Below are 17,675 nucleotides of genomic sequence, written 5' to 3'. Positions count from 1 at the left end.
GTTCAGCTTATGTCTTCCGGGGGCCCCCACTATTCATATGAACGGCTCTCAACCTGTGCTAAAAAACGAAAGGACGGCATGCCATGAATATATTCGATCACTATCGCCAGCGCTATGAAGCTGCCAAGGACGAAGAGTTCACACTGCAGGAGTTTCTTACCATCTGCCGGCAAGATCGCAGTGCCTATGCCAATGCGGCAGAACGTCTGTTGATGGCCATTGGTGAACCCGTCATGGTTGATACGGCTCTCGAGCCGCGGCTATCCCGTCTCTTTTCAAACCGGGTTATCGCACGCTATCCGGCGTTTGAAGAGTTTTACGGTATGGAAGACGCCATTGAGCAGATCGTTTCCTACCTCAAGCATGCCGCCCAGGGGCTGGAAGAGAAGAAACAGATCCTCTATCTGCTGGGACCGGTGGGCGGGGGTAAATCATCGCTGGCTGAACGGCTGAAAGCCCTGATGCAGCGCGTGCCTATCTATGTGCTGAGCGCCAACGGCGAGCGCAGCCCGGTTAACGATCACCCGCTGTGTCTGTTCAATCCGCAGGAGGATGCGCAGATCCTTCAGAAAGAGTATGGCGTCCCTACCCGCTATCTCGGCACTATTATGTCGCCATGGGCGGCCAAACGCCTGCATGAGTTTGGCGGCGATATCACGAAATTCCGCGTGGTCAAAGTCTGGCCATCGATTCTCGAACAGGTCGCCATCGCCAAAACCGAACCGGGCGATGAAAACAACCAGGATATTTCGGCGCTGGTGGGTAAAGTGGATATCCGCAAGCTGGAACACTATGCGCAGAACGACCCGGACGCCTACGGCTACTCCGGTGCGCTGTGCCGCGCCAACCAGGGGATCATGGAGTTCGTCGAGATGTTTAAAGCGCCGATCAAGGTGCTGCATCCGCTGCTGACCGCGACTCAGGAGGGTAACTACAACGGGACCGAAGGGATCTCCGCCCTGCCGTTTAACGGGATCATCCTTGCCCACTCCAACGAATCGGAATGGGTGACCTTCCGTAATAACAAAAACAATGAGGCCTTCCTCGACCGCGTCTATATCGTCAAAGTGCCTTATTGCCTGCGGATCTCCGAAGAGATCCGTATCTATGAAAAACTGCTCAACAGCAGCGAGTTGACTCATGCGCCATGCGCCCCGGGCACTCTGGAAACGCTGGCGCGCTTCTCGATTCTGTCGCGCCTGAAAGAGCCGGAAAACTCGAGTATCTACTCGAAAATGCGGGTCTATGACGGCGAGAGCCTGAAAGATACCGACCCGAAAGCGAAATCCTATCAGGAGTATCGCGACTACGCCGGGGTGGATGAAGGGATGAACGGGCTCTCCACCCGCTTTGCCTTTAAGATCCTCTCAAGGGTGTTTAACTTCGACCATGTTGAAGTGGCGGCCAACCCGGTGCATCTGTTCTATGTCCTGGAGCAGCAGATTGAGCGCGAACAGTTCCCGCAGGAGCAGGCCGAGCGCTATCTGGAGTTCCTCAAAGGCTATCTGATCCCGAAATACGCCGAGTTTATCGGCAAAGAGATCCAGACCGCCTATCTGGAATCCTACTCCGAGTATGGGCAGAACATTTTCGATCGCTATGTCACCTACGCTGACTTCTGGATCCAGGATCAGGAATATCGCGATCCGGACACCGGCCAGCTGTTTGACCGTGAATCATTGAATGCCGAGCTGGAGAAAATTGAGAAGCCGGCCGGGATCAGCAACCCGAAAGACTTCCGTAATGAAATCGTCAACTTTGTGCTGCGCGCCAGAGCCAACAACAGCGGACGTAATCCGAACTGGACCAGCTATGAGAAACTGCGCACGGTTATTGAGAAGAAAATGTTCTCCAATACCGAAGAGCTGTTGCCGGTCATTTCGTTTAACGCCAAAACCTCAACCGATGAGCAGAAAAAACACGACGACTTTGTCGACCGCATGATGGAGAAAGGCTACACCCGCAAACAGGTTCGCCTGCTGTGCGAGTGGTACCTGCGGGTTCGTAAATCGTCCTGATGCGTCCAGCCCGGCGGTGCGCCGCCGGGTCAACTGCAGCTGAATGATGATAAGTAAAGTTGGCTAATGCAGTACAGGAGGGCATATGACCTGGTTCATAGACCGACGCCTGAACGGGAAAAACAAAAGCGCCGTCAATCGTCAGCGCTTTTTGCGCCGTTATAAGGCGCAGATTAAACAATCAATCTCCGAGGCCATCAACAAGCGCTCGGTGACCGATATTGAGAGCGGAGAATCCGTCTCGATCCCGACGGACGATATCAACGAGCCGATGTTTCATCAGGGTCGCGGCGGACTACGCAACCGCGTCCACCCGGGTAATGACCATTTCGTGCAAAACGATCGGATCGAACGCCCGCAAGGGGGCGGCGGCGGCGGTGGCAGCGGTCAGGGGCAAGCCAGCGCCGATGGCGAAGGGAAGGATGAGTTTGTCTTCCAGATTTCAAAAGATGAGTACCTGGATCTGCTGTTTGAAGATCTCGCCCTGCCGAACCTGAAGAAAAATCAGCACCGGCAGCTAAACGAGTTTAAAACCCATCGCGCGGGTTTTACCTCTAACGGGGTGCCGGCCAACATCAGCGTGGTGCGTTCGCTGCAGAACTCGCTGGCCCGTCGGACGGCGATGACCGCCGGCAAGCGCCGTGAACTGCGCGCTCTGGAGGAGGATCTGGAGACCATCAGCCGCAGCGAGCCGGTGCAGCTGCTGGAGGAGGAGCGCCTGCGCAAAGAGATTGCCGAGCTGCGGGCTAAAATTGAACGGGTGCCGTTTATCGACACCTTTGACTTACGCTACAAAAATTACGAAAAACGGCCGGAGCCCTCCAGCCAGGCGGTAATGTTCTGCCTGATGGACGTCTCAGGCTCGATGGACCAGGCCACCAAAGACATGGCCAAGCGCTTTTATATCCTGCTGTATCTGTTCCTCAGCCGGACCTATAAAAACGTCGATGTGGTCTATATCCGCCACCATACCCAGGCGAAAGAGGTGGATGAACACGAATTCTTCTATTCTCAGGAAACCGGCGGCACCATCGTTTCCAGCGCCCTCAAGCTGATGGATGAGGTGGTGCAGGCGCGTTATGACCCGGCGCAGTGGAACATCTACGCCGCCCAGGCGTCGGATGGCGACAACTGGGCCGATGACTCCCCACTGTGCCACGAACTGCTGGCGAAGAAAATTCTGCCGGTGGTGCGTTATTACAGCTATATCGAAATTACCCGCCGGGCGCACCAGACCCTGTGGCGCGAGTATGAACACCTGCAGGCGACCTTTGATAATTTCGCCATGCAGCATATTCGCGACCAGGAGGATATCTACCCGGTATTCCGCGAACTGTTTCACAAGCAGTCCTCTAAAAGTGAAGCGTAGTTAAATAAAATCAGCCAGTTAGCGTCACCTGCTGGCTGATTTATTTTTTAAATGCTTTTATTTCTCTATTAATCAATACGCCCATTTTTTGTGCAGAATAGATGCAGCTGCCTCATCGCAAAATGCTTCTTTCCCCCATGTTGTACATTCCAGGTACAAATCCCTAACCCTGTGTATTATAACTGCCTAATCTGCTTCAAACATTCACGCGATCGTCAGCGTTGCACTGTTTCCACTCTCAGGAGCCTGCTATGACCCCTTTTTATCAATTGACCGCCACCCGCCTGCGCGGCCAACCTCTCTCCATGGCTGACTATGCTGGCAAGGTGGTTCTGGTGGTGAATACGGCCAGCCATTGTGGCTTCACGTCACAGTATGCTGGCCTGGAAGCGCTCTACAAAAAGTACGCGGCTCAGGGGCTGGTGGTGCTTGGTTTTCCGTGCAACCAGTTTGGCAAGCAGGAACCCGGCGGTGCGGATGAAATCGAGCAGACCTGTCACGTTAACTACGGCGTGAGCTTCCCGATGTTTGCGAAAGTGGACGTCAACGGCCCCGCTGCACACCCGCTGTTTCGTTATTTGAAACAAGCGTTGCCCGGCGTGCTCGGCGGACGGATCAAGTGGAATTTCACCAAGTTCCTCATCGGTCGCGACGGCACACCCCTCACGCGTTTTGCGCCGTTCACGACGCCGGAGAAAATGGAGGCCTCCATTGTTGCCGCCCTCAAGCGCTGAGTGTGCAGTCATTCCACGTTCACCCAACGGTGGCTGTCTGCCCATACAAGATAGATATTGGTTCCTGGCCTGTAGCCGACCGCGCCAGCTGTCGCCGGAACGCCCCATTTCACGTCAGGGGCTGTAAACGCGCAAAACCGTAAGATGCTATATGCGAAGCGCCTGTTTCTGGTTGACGAACTTATCAGTTGCGGGAGAATAATGCTGACAAACGCATGCCAGCTTATTCCCGTCAGGATCGCGCAGGTAGGCCACATAAAAGTCGGGGCCATAGGCGGGGCGTGTGCCCGGTGCGCCTTCATTTTGCCCTCCTGCAAGAAGGCCTGCGGCATGGAACTGTCTGACAATCTCTGCGTTATCAGCCTGGAATGCAAACATTGTCCCGTTTCCCGCCGTTGCGGAATGTCCGTCAAAAGGAGGGCAAATACAAAAGCTGAACGCCTTATCCGGATTATTTTTATCTCCCCACATTGCCCAGCTGTCTGTCCAGGCAGGCAGACGTGAGTAGCCAAGAACATTAAAAATAGCGTCATAAAAATCTACTGAGCGCTGAAAATCATTGGTACCTATCGTGATATAAGCCAGCATCTTATGACATCCTCTTTGCCGTTTCGCAGAACAGGCAGGATACCTCTTAACGTAACAATAAACGATTTCCGCTGATGCGCCTGACGCCGTTTGCCGTCTGAGCATCGGCGGTTTCGACATAGCCCGACCTGTTAAACGCTGGCGCAGTTGAGCGGTCCAGGGTTAATTAACCGGTGACGTCAGTCGATCTCACGCGGCCAGCAACCGTCTGTTGCTGGCCGATCTTCCACCTGCCCGGTCATCAGTCTACAGCGGCGACACGGCCTCAACTTCATGCTGAAACACGTAGGGGTCGGAGAGGAGTTCGAATACTTCATCGTCCGGATAGGTGACCGCGACGTGATAGTCTTCGCCTGCGAAGGCTTTGACCGCCGCGAGATCCTGCCAGTAGGTGGCGAGAAAGAAATGCGCCCATTCGCCCTGGTTTTCCCGGCGCACCAGGGCGCCTCTGTTGCCGGCGATGCTCTGAGCGTGTTCCACGCCGGTCCGCTCGAGGTGGCGGGCAAACCCCTCAGCATGCTGCAATGGCACACAGCCGTGCCAGGTCCTGACAATCATTTGCATTCTCCTGTGGTGATAAACATCTCACCCTAACATCGACAGGCATTTCTGGGGGAGCGCAACAATGCGGCGCTGGCCACAACACAAAATTATTTTGCCGGACGGGGATATCCTCTCACTCTGCACTATTTTTGACTGCGGAGCAGCATTGGGCCGAATATTGCGCGGCGAGTATCGCTGTTAGCTGGCGCGGAAAAAAATCGTGGCTCGTCAGCCTCGGGCAGTCGTATCGCTACACGCCCAAGCCGCGCCCCTTCAGGGCATCGCCAGCCGATCTTGATGGGCCGCAAAGAGGGTGATGAGATGGTCGGCGATAACCCGCACGCGTCTGGACCCGGCCAGGTCGGAATGCATCACCAGCCAGAGAGTCTGATCCGCGCCGATCTCCGGCTGCAGGCACTGCAGGCCGCTGGCCCGTGCCATAAAGTGCGGCAGAACGCCCAGTCCGAGGCCCGCGGATACCGCGGAAACCTGGGCCACGAGCGTATTGGCTTCGACTTTACACGGCCGCCCTCTCAGGATGCGCGCGATCCATTGGGCGGCCGGCAGGTGCTGGTGAGTTTCCGGCCACCCCACAAAGTCCGCCTCGCTCAGCGACAGGCCGTCCGCACCGGCCAGATAGCCGGCGGCGCCATAGACGCCAAACCCCACCGTCCCCAGTCGCTTTAACGTCAAATGCCCGGCCTCAGGCTTGACCATGCGGATCGCCAGATCGGCATCCCGACGGTGCAGGTTCACCGGCTGCACGCCGCTCAGCACCTCCACCCGCAGCTCGGGATAATGGTCCAGGAGCCCTTTCAGGGAGGGCAGAATAAAATGCGTGGCCAGGTTATCCGAGGTGGCCAGGCGGACAACCCCGGCGACATGCCCCTGCAGTTGCGCCGCTTCGCCAAACGCCAGGCCTGCGTATTCCAGCGCCTCGGCCCGCGCGAGCAGGGCTTCGCCATCATCGGTCAGGCGATAGCCGCTCTGATGGCGGCTGAAGAGCGGAACGTTCAACGCCTGCTCCAGCCGATCCAGCCGGCGGGAGACCGTGGCTATCCCCATGTTCATCTTGTCGGCGGCGCCGCTCAGCGTTCCCGCCCGGGCGATGGCGAGGAATATGCGCGCATCATCCCAGTTAAATTCTGCGGTCATCTGTTTTCCATTTATGGAAAACGACTCTCCGTTTTCCGCTATTTTTTATCAGTTTCGCAGGGATGATACTGCACGCCACTCGCGGAGACAACCAGGCCATCCGGTCGCCTGCTCTCTCCTCACCTGAACGTCCGTGTACCGCGCGGAACGCTCCTTTCCTAAGGATACGCCTGATATGAAAGAGATTGCTTTACCCCTCCACCCGGCGCCGGCGCGCGTCTGGATAGCCGTCGTAGCGCTCGGGATCTGCGCCTTTTCGATCGTCACCAGCGAACTGGCGCCGGTGGGCATGCTCAGCGCCCTGGCGGCGGATTTTCACCAGACTGAATCTGGCATGGGTCTCGCCGTCACCGCCTATGGCTGGGTGGGCGCCCTGGCGGCTCTGCTTTCCGGCGCAATGCCGGCGCGTATTTCCCGCAAGGCGCTGCTGGTCGGGCTGATGCTGATCCTCGCGCTTTCCTGCCTCGCCGCAACCCGGTCTTATTCGATGTTCGCCCTGATGAGCGCCCGCATGATTGGCGCCGTGGCGCATGGCGCCTTCTGGGCCTTAATTGGCATCGTCGCCGCGCAGCTGGTGCCGCCGCACCGGCTGGGGCTGGCCACGGCGATCATTTTTGGCGGCGTGTCGGCGGCAAGCGTAGTGGGGGTGCCGCTGGCGAGCTTTATCGCCACCCTGGCGGGCTGGCGATACGCGTTTATAGCGATGGCCTTGCTGTCACTGGCCGCCGCTGCGGTGCTGTGCTCGACGCTGCCCGCGCTGGCCGCCCCAGCCCCCGTCAGGCTGCGCGTTTATCGTGATATTTTCCGCAATCCGCTGCTCGGTGGCCTGTATGGCGCCACGGCCTGCATCATTACCGCTCACTTTGCCGCCTTCACCTACATTGAACCGCTGCTGATAAATCTGCAGGGAGTCCCGGCGACCGCCCTCTCCGGCCTGCTGCTGCTGTCAGGGGTTTCCGGGCTGCTGGGTAACGTTATCGCGGGGAAGCTCATCGATCGTCATCTGAAGGGGCTGATTTTCGCTGCGCTGCTGCTGAGCGGGGGCGCGCTGGCGATCCTTGGCACCGCCCGTTTTGCGCCACTGCCATTCTGTTTTAGCGGGCTACTGTTAGCCCTGTGGGGCGCCGGCATCGCGATTGTGTTCGTCGGCTTACAGACCTGGCTACTGCGCAGCGCGGGCGCGGTCGCCCAGCCGGCGTCAGCCATTTACGTGGCCATTTTTAATGCCGCCATCGGCACCGGGGCGCTTGTCGGCGGCCAGCTGATCGCCTCAGCTGGCCTGTCGGGAATGGTGTGGCTGGCGGCGGGGACCATGGTGGGCAGTACGCTGCTGATCGCTCTGCTGAAAGCGCCCTCGGGCCGCTAAACGCTGCCCTGTAAAACCGCGTTTTCACGGTCCAGCGTGAAGACCTGCCACACGACGCGGGTCGCGCTCAAGGTAAAAATGGCCGTCGCCAGCGTATTTTCCTCATCCGGATCGTCGGGAGACAGCCGGTAAATCGGTAACAACGGATCCTGCTGGTCGGAGAGCATCGCTTTCGCTGTCACGCCATCCAGCGGCGGGTCCGTCGCCAGCCACGCGTCCAGGCGCCGCTGGCGCGAGCCGGAGCTGCCGGTCACGATCTGTTCAATGACCGCAAGCTGGGGATGGATCAGATGGTTGGCATGCCCGCTGGTGGCGGACAACGCGAGCACCGAGCTGCCGGAGCCGGTGGCTTCCACGCTAAACAGACGGCTATCGCCCATCTGGCCCAGGGTGTGGTGAAACGCGCCCGCGCGCGGCGTGGCGCTCAGCAGAGTGACGGCTTCCTCTAAGGTGGTGGCGTTCAGTGAGGCACGGGCCAGAATCTGGCGCGGCATCCCGTCCGGACGATGCACGGCGCGAATATTGTTGACCGTATTGACTATCCCCTTCTCATTCACTGCGAAGGTATGTCCGCACAGGGAGCCGGGATAGGCGAAGCTGGTAAAGGCGAGGCCCACGTCCGGGGTTATGCTGACGATGGCGCAGTCTTCACGCAGCTGCGGGAAGCCGTCTTCATTGTGCGCAATGATCAACTCGCCCTCTGCGCTTCTCCCCGCCAGGGTGGTGCAGCCATCCGACGTCGAACGCACCAGATCGCCGCGACAGTTCCAGGCGAACACCTCATCCACCGGCGCCTGCAGCCCCTCCGCCATGCCCTCCAGCTCCTGCCAGATCAGCGGGAACTGAGCCTGCACGGCTGCGCGCATGCGCTGGGTCTGTTCCGTCGTTTTCAGGGCGGCCACCGTTTGCCACAGCGCCGTTTGCCTGATTTTTGTCTGCCAGGCCTCACGACCAAACGCGCCAAGCTGCTGACCGACCGCAAAAGCGGAACCTCGGATTGCGATTGTTTTCATATTGTCATTATTCACTTATGTTCAGGATACGTGTTGCAAAAACTCTTGCAGACGCGGATTGCTGCTGGCCGTGAGCAGCGCCTCAGGTGAACCATCTTCGGCAATAGTGCCGCCATCAATAAAAATCAACCGGGAAGCCACCTCTCTGGCAAAGCCAATCTCATGGGTCACAATCACCATCGTCATGCCCTCTTCGGCCAGCGAGCGCATGACCTTTAACACCTCATGCCGCAGTTCAGGATCGAGGGCGGATGTTGGCTCATCAAATAACATCATTTTGGGTTTCACCGCCAGGGCGCGAGCTATCGCCACACGCTGCTGCTGACCGCCCGAGAGCTCGGCAGGATAGTGGTTAGCGCGTTCACGCAGCCCCACGCGATCCAGCAACGCCAGCGCCTGCTCCCGCGCTGTGGCCTTGCTCTGCTTGCGCACGCGAAGCGGACCGAACATGACATTCTCCAGGGCGGTCAGATGCGGGAACAAATGAAACTGTTGAAACACCATACCGGCTTCGCGGCGAATATCACACTCATTCGCGTGCGGATCCGTAATATGCATGCCCGCCACCAGCAGCGTGCCCGAGGAGATCTCTTCCAGCTTGTTAATACAACGCAGCAGGGTCGATTTTCCCGAGCCGGAAGGACCGATGATCACCACCACCTCGCCCGCTTCAATCTTTAAATTGATATCGTGCAGCACCTGAGTGGCGCCGAAGTTTTTCGCCACCGCGCTAAATTCAACCATGCTCATAAAATATGGATCCTTTTCTCAACTTGTTTTAGCAGGAAGCTCAGGCACAACGTCAAAAACAGATAAATCATCGCCACCGCCGTCCACACCTCCAGCGCCCGAAAGTTGCCGGCAATAATCTCTTGTCCCTGACGGGTTAATTCTGCCACGCCAATCACAATAAACAGCGAGGTATCTTTAATACTGATAATCCACTGATTGCCTAACGCCGGGATCATCCGCCGAAAAGCCAGCGGCATAATGACATGCCACAGGGTGCTGCGCGGCGATAACCCCATCGCGAGGCTGGCTTCTTTAAATCCTTTATTGATCGACAGAATCGCGCCCCGGGTGATCTCCGCTATATAAGCCCCGGAGTTAATCACAATGGTGATAATGGCGGCGGGAACCGGGTCAATACGTACCGGCAACACCATCGGCAGGGCGAAATAGATAAACATCACCTGCACCATAATTGGCGTCCCGCGGATTAATTCCACAAACACCAGCGATACCGTTTTGGATATTGTCCCGCCTAATGCGCGGCAGGTCCCGGCCAGCAAGCCAATGATTAATCCACCTAACAAACCTGATAACGAAATAATTAGCGTCAGCTGCAAGCCTTGCATCAGCAGCGGCAATGCATCCCAAATATAGCGACTGTCAAAGTTCATGCTTCTACCCGTAAAGAAAATATGAGGTCGGATCGCTCCGACCTGGCAGGGTTATTTCGGCTGTTTAGCAAACCACTTTACGTAAATCTTGTCGTAGGTACCATCGGCGCGCAGGGCCTGCAGGGCCTGGTTGACTTTTGGCGTCAGGCTGCTGTTTTTCTGCATCGCAAAGCCATACTGCTGTGGCAGAATGCTGTCCGTCTCACCAGTGGATTTGACCTTGCCATTACCCGCCGTCTTCACGTAGTAAAGGACATTCGGCGAATCATGAACGACGGCATCGAGATTACCGGCCTGCAGGTCAAGGTAAGCGTTATCAATATTCGGGAACTCGATATAATTCGCTTTATATTTGCTTTTCATAAAGCTGGCCGCCGCCGTCCCCTGCTTAAGGCCGACTTTTTTCCCGGTCAAATCACTGAATTTAACAATGGAATTATCATTACTTTTCACGGCTATTAACAGGTCGGCATTATAATATCCTTCACTGAAGTCCACGACCTGCTTGCGCGCATCGGTAATCGTTATTCCCGCCATCGCCACGTCCAGATTACGCGACTGCAGACCGGGGATCAGGCCGCCGAAATCCATCGGCCTTAATTCGTAGCTGATATGCATTTTCTTCGCAATCGCGTCCCACAGATCGATATCAAAGCCGACATATTTATCGCCTTGTTTAAATTCAAATGGAACAAAGGCAGTATCGACACCCACCGTTATTTTATCTTCTGCTGCTGTAACAAAACTGGCTGAACAAATAACTAATGCCAGCGTCAGCTTTAATTTCTTAAATAATCCACTCATAATTACCCTCAGCGTCAGTGAAATAGCCTACAACGAACGTCACCCTGCGAAATATCTCGCCGGAAGAACCAATAACAAGAGCTGATATACCGGGCGCAGTTTTATGCGCCCGAATAAAAACGATAACTTATGCAGAAAACAGAGAGTCAGAGGTAGCCGGTGCTGGCGTCTGGGCGCTGTTCATCACCATGGAGAGAAAACTGTAATAACCGTTTATTCCAATCAGATCCACCACGCCCTTCTCGCCCCATAACTCAATGGCTTGCTGCCAGGTCTCATCGCTGACCTTTTGCTGTTGATGCAGCTGCTGACAGAAGTCATAGACCGTCTGCTCATCGGGCCGGAGATCCACGGGCCGGCGCCTTTCCTTAATCGCCTGCACCGCCGCGGCAGCGATCCCTTTCTCGCGTGCTATCGGCGCATGGATCGCCCACTCAACCGGCTGCGACCAGTGCCGCGCGGTCAGCAAAATCGCCAGTTCAGAAAGACGCTGGCCCAGCGCGCTGCGATAGCGCAGGTACTCCCCCATACGCTGGGCATGGGCCATCAGCTCGGGGCTCCGCAGCAGCGGTTCAAAGGGCGGCAGCAAGGCGCCGCGCGGTCCGTTGATAATCTCTTCCGCTAACTGACGCTGCTGAACGTCCCATTCCTGTTCCGCCAGGGGCGGTAAACGATTGCTCATAATTTCCCCGTCTCTTCACGGATCACGCAGTTCAGGGTATCGACCACAAAATCGAGCTGCGCCGGGGTGATGATAAACGGCGGTGCAATCAGAATGTGGTCGCCAGACTGGCCATCGATGGTGCCGCCCATGGGATAGACCATCAGTCCACGCGCCATGCAGTTTGCTTTGATCGCAGCGTGCAGCTTCAGGGAAGGATCGAACGGCGTTTTGTCGTCTTTATCACGCACCAGCTCGACCCCCGCAAACAGGCCGCGTCCGCGCGTATCACCGACATGCGGTAACTCCCCCAGCACCTCGCGCAGCGCCTTGTGCAGATAGGCGCCCTGCTGTTTGACGGCGTCCAGCAAATTATCCCGCGCGATCACTTGCTGCACCGCCAGGGCTGCCGACGCGGCGGTGGCATGACAAATGTAAGTGTGACCATGCTGGAACAACCCGCTGCCCGCCTTTAGCGCGGAGACGATAGTCTCACTCGCCAGCACCGCCCCAATCGGCTGATAGCCTCCGCCGAGTCCTTTGGCGATGGTTACTAAATCGGGCACCACGTCATCCTGTTCAAACGCATGCAGCGTCCCGGTCCGCCCCATACCGCACATCACCTCATCCGCGATGTACAGGATGCCGTATTTGTCGCACAGGCGGCGGACCCCTTGCAGATAGCCCGGCGTCGGCGGCGTGGCTCCCGTCGTCGCCCCCACCACGGTTTCGGCACAGAAACCGATGATCGTTTCCGGGCCGGCCTCAAGGATGGCTTGCTCCAGCTCATTAAGCAGGCGCTCGGTATATTGCTGTTGGGTCTCGTCAGCCCGACGATCGCGGTACTCATTGCAGGCGGAGACGCGGATAACATCCATTAATAAGGGAGCAAACTGACGACGGCGCCATTCGTTCCCCCCCACCGCCAGCGCGCCCAGCGTATTGCCGTGATAGCTCTGTTTACGGGCGATAAAGCGGGTGCGCGATGGCTGGCCGATCTCCACAAAGTACTGCCGCGCCATCTTCAGCGCTGTCTCTACCGCCTCAGAACCGCCCGAGACAAAGTAGGCGTAGTTAAGCTCGCCGGGCGCCGTGCGGGTGAGATGTTCGGCAAGCTGCTCGACGGCATCGCTGGTGAAAAAGCTGGTATGCGCATAGGCCAGCCGATCGATCTGGCGGTGCATCGCCGCCAGCACATCAGGATGCGCGTGTCCGAGGCAGGAAACCGCCGCCCCGCCGCAGGCATCAAGATACGGTTTTCCCTGGGCATCAAAGATATAGGCCCCTTGCGCACGTGAAGCCACCATCGGCGTGCTACGCAGGCTGCGGTGAATGACATGACTCATACTGGGTTCTGCTCCTGAATCCGCTACATGAATTGAGCGTATCTTGCAGGATCCATTTGGATCACGTCAACGAATTAAAGATATAAATGCATCCTTTATTCTTATAATTGATACATTTGAATCATTTATCAGGACTTACCGGGGATCACGTAGGCGCCAGACTCAATAAGATAGCGTTCGGCATTTTCAATTTTACTCACCGCCTCCCGACCGTGGCGCACCACCAGCATCGCCAGCAGGCACTCCGCCAGGCCCATGCCGGAGACCACGGAAGGGAAAAATGACGGACTGTCGATGGAGAACAGCAGCGTGCAGTCTGCCGCCTGCGCTAAGGGGGAAACCGGCGAGTCGGTAATGGCGAGGATCTTCGCCCCGGCCTGCCGGGCTGCCTGTAAAACATCCAGTGATTCGCGTGAATAGGGAGCAAAGCTGGTGAGTAAGACGCAGTCCCGGGCGGTTAGTTCGCGGGTAAAAACTTCGATATTGCTGGCCAGGCCATCGATCAATGACACCTGGCGGTTAAACAGTCGATAGACATAGAACAGCGACCACGCGATCGGAAAGCTGGCGCGGAATCCGCAGATATAGACATTCTCCGCGCTATCGAGCAAGGTCACCGCCTGCTCCATCTCCTGGGCATTTTCATTTTGCGTAAAGGTCAGATTCGCCTGATGCGCCTGAAAAACCTCTTTATACAGCTGCGTTTGCGTCCCGCGGGCCATCATTTTTTCCGCTTTTGATACGTATGTATCATTGCGCAGCCCCAGATCGTCAATGAAATCACTTTTCAGCTCGCTCCAGCCGCGGTAGCCCAGCCGCTGCGCCAGACGCAGCAGCGTCGCCGGTTTTACCCCGGCTTCCGCCGCGAAGGCACGCATTGATAACACCACCAGCTGACTGGCATTTTGCAGTGAGAACTCGGCGGCGCGTTGCAGCTCGGGCGACAACCCGCCGAATTCATTAATGATTTTTTCCCTGAGATTCATGGCAGCCACTGACTGGTTTTAAGTGAAAGCTATCTAATCATATTTGAGATCAAGACTCTATAGGCTGGTCTAACACCCGGGGGCCATCCTTTGCGCTCCTGAGCATGGCGAACCGCCTGCCCGTCACTTCTCCAGCCAGTCGATAAAAAACGCCATAAACGCCGACACCTGCGGCGGTTGCAGCTTTCGCTGGGGAAAGACAAACTGCAGCCCAACCTCCTTGCGGTCTAAAGGGCTAAATCCGGTGAAGCGATCGGCAAACAGCACCTGAAGCCTCCCCTCCTCGACATCCCTCTTCACATCCCACCATGATTTACCGGCGATCCCCGACCCGCTGAGCGCCCACTGCCGCAGCAGCGCCCCATCGTCGCAGACCATCGCCGGCGTCACCCGGATGATCTGCTCTTTTCCCGCCTCCTCAAAGCGCCACTCGTTCATCACCACACCATGCCGCTCCAGCGCCAGGCAGCGGTGATGATGCAGCGCCTCGGGCGAAGCCGGCGTTCCACGGGCGGCAAGGTAAGCCGTCGAGGCCACCAGCACCCGGTGGTTAGGACGGATGTGGCGGATGGCCAGGCTGCTGTCCGGCAGATTACCGACGCGAATGCTCATATCCAGCCGGTTGGCGACCAGATCCTCCACGCGCTCGCCTAAGTAGACGGAAAAGGTCACTTCCGGGTGACGGCGGGTAAAGTCGACGATGGCCGGGCTAAGGTATTGTCGGCCAAAGTCGGAGGGGGCGGAAAGGCGAATATCGCCGCTCAGGACGCCCTCTTTTTGCGTCAGCAACGACTCGGCGTGGCGCGCCTCCTCCAGTACGCGCCGCGCGGCATGATAAAAATCTTCCCCCGCGTTGGTCAGGGTGATAGCGCGCGTCGAGCGATGGAACAGGCGGGTCTGGTAACGCTCTTCCATCGCCTTCAGGCGGGCCGTCATGGTGGCCGGCGAAAGTGACAACCGTCTGCCGGCGGCGGAGAGTCCCCCCGCTTCGGCGACTGCCACCAGCAGCGCCATATCTTCCAGCTTGCCCATTTTTCGTATATCCCGAAAAGTGAATCTATTTTTCGTCTAATTATCAAAATCAGCTCCCGACTGTAAAGTGATTTCCATTCCACTTCGCAAGGGACACCACTATGAACACGCTCTCACTTTTTGATCGTCATCGCATCGGTACGCTGCCGCTGAAAAACCGTATCGTCATGGCTCCCATGACCCGGGCGCGCGCGCTGCAGCCGGGAAATATCCCCTCCGCGCTGATGGCGGAGTATTACCGCCAGCGCGCCAGCGCGGGATTGATCGTTACGGAAGCGACGCAAATCTCTCCCGAGGGACAGGGGTATTCCTGGACGCCCGGCCTGCATTCCGCAGACCAGATTGCCGGCTGGCAGTTGACGACCCGAGCCGTACATCAGGCCGGCGGCGTTATTTTTTCTCAGCTCTGGCACGTGGGACGCATGTCGCACGCCCGTTTTCATGCGGATGGTCAACCCGTGGCCCCCTCGGCGCTGGCGCCGGACGCCCAGGTCTGGGTGGTGGATGAGCAGGGCCGGGGCCAGATGGTGGACTGTTCACCGCCGCGGGCGCTCTCCCGGTCGGATATCCAGCGTATTGTCGCCGATTACCGTCAGGCGGCGCGCAATGCGATCGCGGCGGGGTTTGACGGCGTGGAAGTACACGGCGGCAATGGCTATCTGATCGACCAGTTCCTGCGGCGGACCGCCAACCAGCGTACCGATGAGTACGGCGGCAGCCTGAACAACCGGATCCGTTTTGCCCAGGAGGTGCTGACCGCCATCGGCGACGCAATCGGCCGCGAGCGGACGGGCATCCGCCTTTCCCCCTTCATTACCCAGCGCGGGATGAATGACCCGCAGGTGATCGACGCCATCCTTGCCCTGGCGGCCTGGTGCGAACAGCAGGGCATCGCCTTTATCCATCTGGCGGAGGCGGACTGGGACGATGCCCCAGCCGTTCCCCGACACTTCCGCGACACGCTGCGCGCGACCTTCAGCGGCACGCTGATCGTGGCCGGGAATTACGATCAGCAGAAGGCGGAGCGCATTCTTGACGCCGGTCTCGCCGACCTCGTGGCTTTCGGCCGGCCGTTTATTGCCAATCCCGACCTGCCGCAGCGGCTTCTGCACCGCTGGCCGCTGGCGACCGTCAGCGATCCCGGCACGCTGTTTGGCGGCACGGCGGCGGGCTATACCGACTATCCCTTCTATACGGAGCATAAAGAGTGAAAATGACCCGCAAAATGTTACCTGCCGGCCGTGGTGTCGCGGTTGCCCGCACGCAGGCCAGACGCGGCCTCACGCGCCATCGCTGCGCCACCGCGCTGCTGCTTGTCGCAATGTCCGGCTCCGCGTATGCAGCCCAACAGGATCTGCTGAAGCCGGCGCAACTCATCGCTGACGACAGCCTTCCCGCAGCCACACGCGCCGCCAATGAATATGTCGCCAGGCAGTATGCCACGTTCTGGAATACCGGTGATGCCGCGCTGGCCCGGGCGGCGCTGGCGGAGAATTTTATCGATAAAACGCCCCCGGAAGGTCGCCGACAGGGGCCGGAAGGGGCGATCCTCGCCTCCAGAGCGTTTCGCCAGGCGGTGCCGGATTTACGCTGTGATGTCGAACAAATGATCGTGGCCGGTGACCGGGTGGTCTCACACTTACATTTTCATGGCCGCTTTACCGGGACCTTCGGCACCCGGCAGGGTAAGGGACAAAATATCGATTTTATCGCCACCGATATCTATCAGATCCGCGGCGGTAAAATTACCGCCAACTGGCATATTGAAGATAACCTGACGCTGATGAAACAGCTGGGCGCGCAATAAGCCGCCCCCGGAGGGTGCGTCAGCGATCGCCAACACGGCGAGCCGCCCCGGTCTCCGCTGGGACGGCTCGCCTGGCGCCAGCCGGCGCTTAGATTTGCGCCAGCCCGCCGTCGACATAGATCTCTGCGGCGTTAATAAAGCTCGACTCATCCGACGCTAAAAACACCACCGTCCGGCCAATCTCCTCCGGCTCGCCCAGCCGCCCGAGCGGTACGCCGGCGGCCAGAGCATCGAACAAGCCCTGGCGATCCGCCTCCGCCACCAGCCCTCCCAGACCCGGGGTACGTACCGGCCCCGGGCTGACCACATTGATGCGGATCCCGCGGTCGCTAACCTCCAGCGCCCAGGAGCGCGCCAGGCTGCGTACTGCGGCCTTACTGGCGCTATAGATGCTGAAGTTAGCCGTCCCTTTTACCGCCGCCGTAGAGCCGGTCAAAATCACCGAGGCGCCGTCGGTGAGCAGCGGCAGCGCTTTCTGCACGGTGAACACCACCCCGCGCACGTTAGTGGCAAAAATCCGGTCAACGTGCGCTTCGGTAACGGCGCTGAGCGGCAGCATGTCTCCGCCGCCGGCATTGGCGAACAGTACATCCAGCCGGCCGGACTCGTCGGCAATGGTCGCAAATACCGCGTCAAGGTCGCTTAACACGCCGGCATCAGCGCGGATCCCGCGGGCGGCGGGTCCGATGAATCTTACCGCCGCATCCAGCTCCTCCTGACGGCGGCCGGTGATGTACACCTTCGCGCCCTGCTCCGCCAGCGCTTTCGCCGACGCCAGGCCAATCCCGGCGCTGCCGCCGGTGACTAACGCCACTTTATCCGCAAGTTTTTTGCTCATGGTGCATTTCCT

The 17,675-nt window shown here is 58.2% G+C and carries 19 protein-coding genes; 7 read left to right on the top strand and 12 right to left on the bottom strand.

All coding sequences use genetic code 11. The annotated features are described in order from the left end of the window. Window positions 1-83 precede the first annotated feature (83 nt). From yeaG to ACLEXF_RS00990, 3 genes are all read left to right on the top strand, one after another. Complete coding sequence (gene yeaG / locus ACLEXF_RS01000; protein WP_004203779.1) at window positions 84-2,018, top strand: protein kinase YeaG; 1,935 nt, start codon at window positions 84-86, stop codon at window positions 2,016-2,018. Between the two features lie 85 nt (window positions 2,019-2,103). Further along, window positions 2,104-3,387, top strand: a complete 1,284-nt coding sequence (locus tag ACLEXF_RS00995; RefSeq protein ID WP_049115129.1) for a YeaH/YhbH family protein — start codon at window positions 2,104-2,106, stop codon at window positions 3,385-3,387. 251 nt (window positions 3,388-3,638) lie between these two features. After that, window positions 3,639-4,121, top strand: coding sequence for a glutathione peroxidase (locus ACLEXF_RS00990; protein WP_004203776.1), 483 nt, complete (start codon window positions 3,639-3,641; stop codon window positions 4,119-4,121). A 147-nt stretch (window positions 4,122-4,268) separates the two neighbouring features. On the opposite strand, the gene ACLEXF_RS00985 is transcribed toward ACLEXF_RS00990, so the two are convergent. Together ACLEXF_RS00985 and ACLEXF_RS00980 are read right to left on the bottom strand one after the other, a co-directional pair. Further along, the gene (locus ACLEXF_RS00985) at window positions 4,269-4,709 is read right to left on the bottom strand and encodes a VOC family protein (RefSeq protein ID WP_004203774.1); all 441 of its coding nucleotides are present in this window, start codon (window positions 4,707-4,709) and stop codon (window positions 4,269-4,271) included. A gap of 246 nt (window positions 4,710-4,955) precedes the next feature. Further along, a complete protein-coding gene (locus tag ACLEXF_RS00980; protein WP_004203773.1) occupies window positions 4,956-5,267 on the bottom strand; it encodes a hypothetical protein in 312 nt (103 codons plus the stop codon). 67 nt (window positions 5,268-5,334) lie between these two features. Between ACLEXF_RS00980 and ACLEXF_RS00975 the strand changes: the two genes are divergently transcribed. Further along, window positions 5,335-5,454, top strand: coding sequence for a hypothetical protein (locus ACLEXF_RS00975; protein ID WP_032425956.1), 120 nt, complete (start codon window positions 5,335-5,337; stop codon window positions 5,452-5,454). 71 nt (window positions 5,455-5,525) lie between these two features. Here the strand turns inward: ACLEXF_RS00975 and ACLEXF_RS00970 are convergent, their stop codons facing one another. Then, on the bottom strand, window positions 5,526-6,407 hold the full coding sequence (locus ACLEXF_RS00970) for a LysR family transcriptional regulator (RefSeq protein WP_407259843.1): 882 nt from the start codon (window positions 6,405-6,407) through the stop codon (window positions 5,526-5,528). 175 nt (window positions 6,408-6,582) lie between these two features. On the opposite strand from ACLEXF_RS00970, the gene ACLEXF_RS00965 reads away from it, so the two are divergent. After that, complete coding sequence (locus tag ACLEXF_RS00965; protein WP_335895186.1) at window positions 6,583-7,773, top strand: MFS transporter; 1,191 nt, start codon at window positions 6,583-6,585, stop codon at window positions 7,771-7,773. Here ACLEXF_RS00965 and ACLEXF_RS00960 read toward each other — a convergent pair. The 8 genes from ACLEXF_RS00960 to ACLEXF_RS00925 form a co-directional block, all read right to left on the bottom strand. Further along, on the bottom strand, window positions 7,770-8,786 hold the full coding sequence (locus ACLEXF_RS00960; protein WP_048295789.1) for an acyl-CoA--6-aminopenicillanic acid acyl-transferase: 1,017 nt from the start codon (window positions 8,784-8,786) through the stop codon (window positions 7,770-7,772). The two genes, ACLEXF_RS00965 and ACLEXF_RS00960, sit on opposite strands and share 4 nt — an antisense overlap. A 21-nt stretch (window positions 8,787-8,807) precedes the next feature. Beyond that, a complete protein-coding gene (glnQ, locus tag ACLEXF_RS00955; RefSeq protein ID WP_004203768.1) occupies window positions 8,808-9,530 on the bottom strand; it encodes a glutamine ABC transporter ATP-binding protein GlnQ in 723 nt (240 codons plus the stop codon). A gap of 2 nt (window positions 9,531-9,532) precedes the next feature. Beyond that, entirely contained in the window at window positions 9,533-10,189 is a 657-nt protein-coding gene (gene glnP / locus ACLEXF_RS00950) for a glutamine ABC transporter permease GlnP (RefSeq protein ID WP_004203767.1), read from the bottom strand. A gap of 51 nt (window positions 10,190-10,240) precedes the next feature. Then, the gene (glnH, locus tag ACLEXF_RS00945; protein WP_048294509.1) at window positions 10,241-10,993 is read right to left on the bottom strand and encodes a glutamine ABC transporter substrate-binding protein GlnH; all 753 of its coding nucleotides are present in this window, start codon (window positions 10,991-10,993) and stop codon (window positions 10,241-10,243) included. Window positions 10,994-11,120: 127 nt separating this feature from the next. Next, on the bottom strand, window positions 11,121-11,675 hold the full coding sequence (locus ACLEXF_RS00940; protein WP_023317981.1) for a carboxymuconolactone decarboxylase family protein: 555 nt from the start codon (window positions 11,673-11,675) through the stop codon (window positions 11,121-11,123). Further along, entirely contained in the window at window positions 11,672-13,000 is a 1,329-nt protein-coding gene (locus tag ACLEXF_RS00935) for an aspartate aminotransferase family protein (RefSeq protein WP_017898604.1), read from the bottom strand. The genes ACLEXF_RS00940 and ACLEXF_RS00935 overlap by 4 nt, the downstream gene beginning before the upstream one ends. Before the next feature lie 128 nt (window positions 13,001-13,128). Further along, complete coding sequence (locus tag ACLEXF_RS00930; protein ID WP_004203760.1) at window positions 13,129-13,986, bottom strand: MurR/RpiR family transcriptional regulator; 858 nt, start codon at window positions 13,984-13,986, stop codon at window positions 13,129-13,131. Window positions 13,987-14,109: 123 nt separating this feature from the next. Continuing rightward, window positions 14,110-15,018, bottom strand: a complete 909-nt coding sequence (locus ACLEXF_RS00925) for a LysR family transcriptional regulator (protein WP_004203758.1) — start codon at window positions 15,016-15,018, stop codon at window positions 14,110-14,112. Window positions 15,019-15,119: 101 nt separating this feature from the next. Between ACLEXF_RS00925 and ACLEXF_RS00920 the strand changes: the two genes are divergently transcribed. Both ACLEXF_RS00920 and ACLEXF_RS00915 read left to right on the top strand, forming a co-directional pair. Then, entirely contained in the window at window positions 15,120-16,229 is a 1,110-nt protein-coding gene (locus ACLEXF_RS00920; RefSeq protein ID WP_049092540.1) for an alkene reductase, read from the top strand. 2 nt (window positions 16,230-16,231) lie between these two features. After that, window positions 16,232-16,825: an ester cyclase gene (locus tag ACLEXF_RS00915; RefSeq protein WP_049092539.1), complete on the top strand. Its 594-nt coding sequence runs from the start codon at window positions 16,232-16,234 to the stop codon at window positions 16,823-16,825. Window positions 16,826-16,913: 88 nt separating this feature from the next. Here the strand turns inward: ACLEXF_RS00915 and ACLEXF_RS00910 are convergent, their stop codons facing one another. Beyond that, the gene (locus ACLEXF_RS00910; protein ID WP_023317977.1) at window positions 16,914-17,663 is read right to left on the bottom strand and encodes an SDR family oxidoreductase; all 750 of its coding nucleotides are present in this window, start codon (window positions 17,661-17,663) and stop codon (window positions 16,914-16,916) included. Between the last annotated feature and the right edge of the window lie 12 nt (window positions 17,664-17,675).

Source organism: Klebsiella pneumoniae complex sp. WS1778, from assembly GCF_049472055.1.
GTDB lineage: Bacteria > Pseudomonadota > Gammaproteobacteria > Enterobacterales > Enterobacteriaceae > Klebsiella > Klebsiella quasipneumoniae.
Note: the sequence above shows the minus strand (reverse complement) of the source record. Positions and strands in the feature narration are given on the sequence as shown.

What these genes read in the sequence shown, in the direction of transcription:
- yeaG (WP_004203779.1), top strand. Translation starts at nt 84, where the DNA reads ATGAATATATTCGATCACTATCGCCAGCGCTATGAAGCTGCCAAGGAC.
- ACLEXF_RS00995 (WP_049115129.1), top strand. Translation starts at nt 2,104, where the DNA reads ATGACCTGGTTCATAGACCGACGCCTGAACGGGAAAAACAAAAGCGCC.
- ACLEXF_RS00990 (WP_004203776.1), top strand. Translation starts at nt 3,639, where the DNA reads ATGACCCCTTTTTATCAATTGACCGCCACCCGCCTGCGCGGCCAACCT.
- ACLEXF_RS00985 (WP_004203774.1), bottom strand. Translation starts at nt 4,709, where the DNA reads ATGCTGGCTTATATCACGATAGGTACCAATGATTTTCAGCGCTCAGTA.
- ACLEXF_RS00980 (WP_004203773.1), bottom strand. Translation starts at nt 5,267, where the DNA reads ATGATTGTCAGGACCTGGCACGGCTGTGTGCCATTGCAGCATGCTGAG.
- ACLEXF_RS00975 (WP_032425956.1), top strand. Translation starts at nt 5,335, where the DNA reads ATGCGGCGCTGGCCACAACACAAAATTATTTTGCCGGACGGGGATATC.
- ACLEXF_RS00970 (WP_407259843.1), bottom strand. Translation starts at nt 6,407, where the DNA reads ATGACCGCAGAATTTAACTGGGATGATGCGCGCATATTCCTCGCCATC.
- ACLEXF_RS00965 (WP_335895186.1), top strand. Translation starts at nt 6,583, where the DNA reads ATGAAAGAGATTGCTTTACCCCTCCACCCGGCGCCGGCGCGCGTCTGG.
- ACLEXF_RS00960 (WP_048295789.1), bottom strand. Translation starts at nt 8,786, where the DNA reads ATGAAAACAATCGCAATCCGAGGTTCCGCTTTTGCGGTCGGTCAGCAG.
- glnQ (WP_004203768.1), bottom strand. Translation starts at nt 9,530, where the DNA reads ATGGTTGAATTTAGCGCGGTGGCGAAAAACTTCGGCGCCACTCAGGTG.
- glnP (WP_004203767.1), bottom strand. Translation starts at nt 10,189, where the DNA reads ATGAACTTTGACAGTCGCTATATTTGGGATGCATTGCCGCTGCTGATG.
- glnH (WP_048294509.1), bottom strand. Translation starts at nt 10,993, where the DNA reads ATGAGTGGATTATTTAAGAAATTAAAGCTGACGCTGGCATTAGTTATT.
- ACLEXF_RS00940 (WP_023317981.1), bottom strand. Translation starts at nt 11,675, where the DNA reads ATGAGCAATCGTTTACCGCCCCTGGCGGAACAGGAATGGGACGTTCAG.
- ACLEXF_RS00935 (WP_017898604.1), bottom strand. Translation starts at nt 13,000, where the DNA reads ATGAGTCATGTCATTCACCGCAGCCTGCGTAGCACGCCGATGGTGGCT.
- ACLEXF_RS00930 (WP_004203760.1), bottom strand. Translation starts at nt 13,986, where the DNA reads ATGAATCTCAGGGAAAAAATCATTAATGAATTCGGCGGGTTGTCGCCC.
- ACLEXF_RS00925 (WP_004203758.1), bottom strand. Translation starts at nt 15,018, where the DNA reads ATGGGCAAGCTGGAAGATATGGCGCTGCTGGTGGCAGTCGCCGAAGCG.
- ACLEXF_RS00920 (WP_049092540.1), top strand. Translation starts at nt 15,120, where the DNA reads ATGAACACGCTCTCACTTTTTGATCGTCATCGCATCGGTACGCTGCCG.
- ACLEXF_RS00915 (WP_049092539.1), top strand. Translation starts at nt 16,232, where the DNA reads ATGACCCGCAAAATGTTACCTGCCGGCCGTGGTGTCGCGGTTGCCCGC.
- ACLEXF_RS00910 (WP_023317977.1), bottom strand. Translation starts at nt 17,663, where the DNA reads ATGAGCAAAAAACTTGCGGATAAAGTGGCGTTAGTCACCGGCGGCAGC.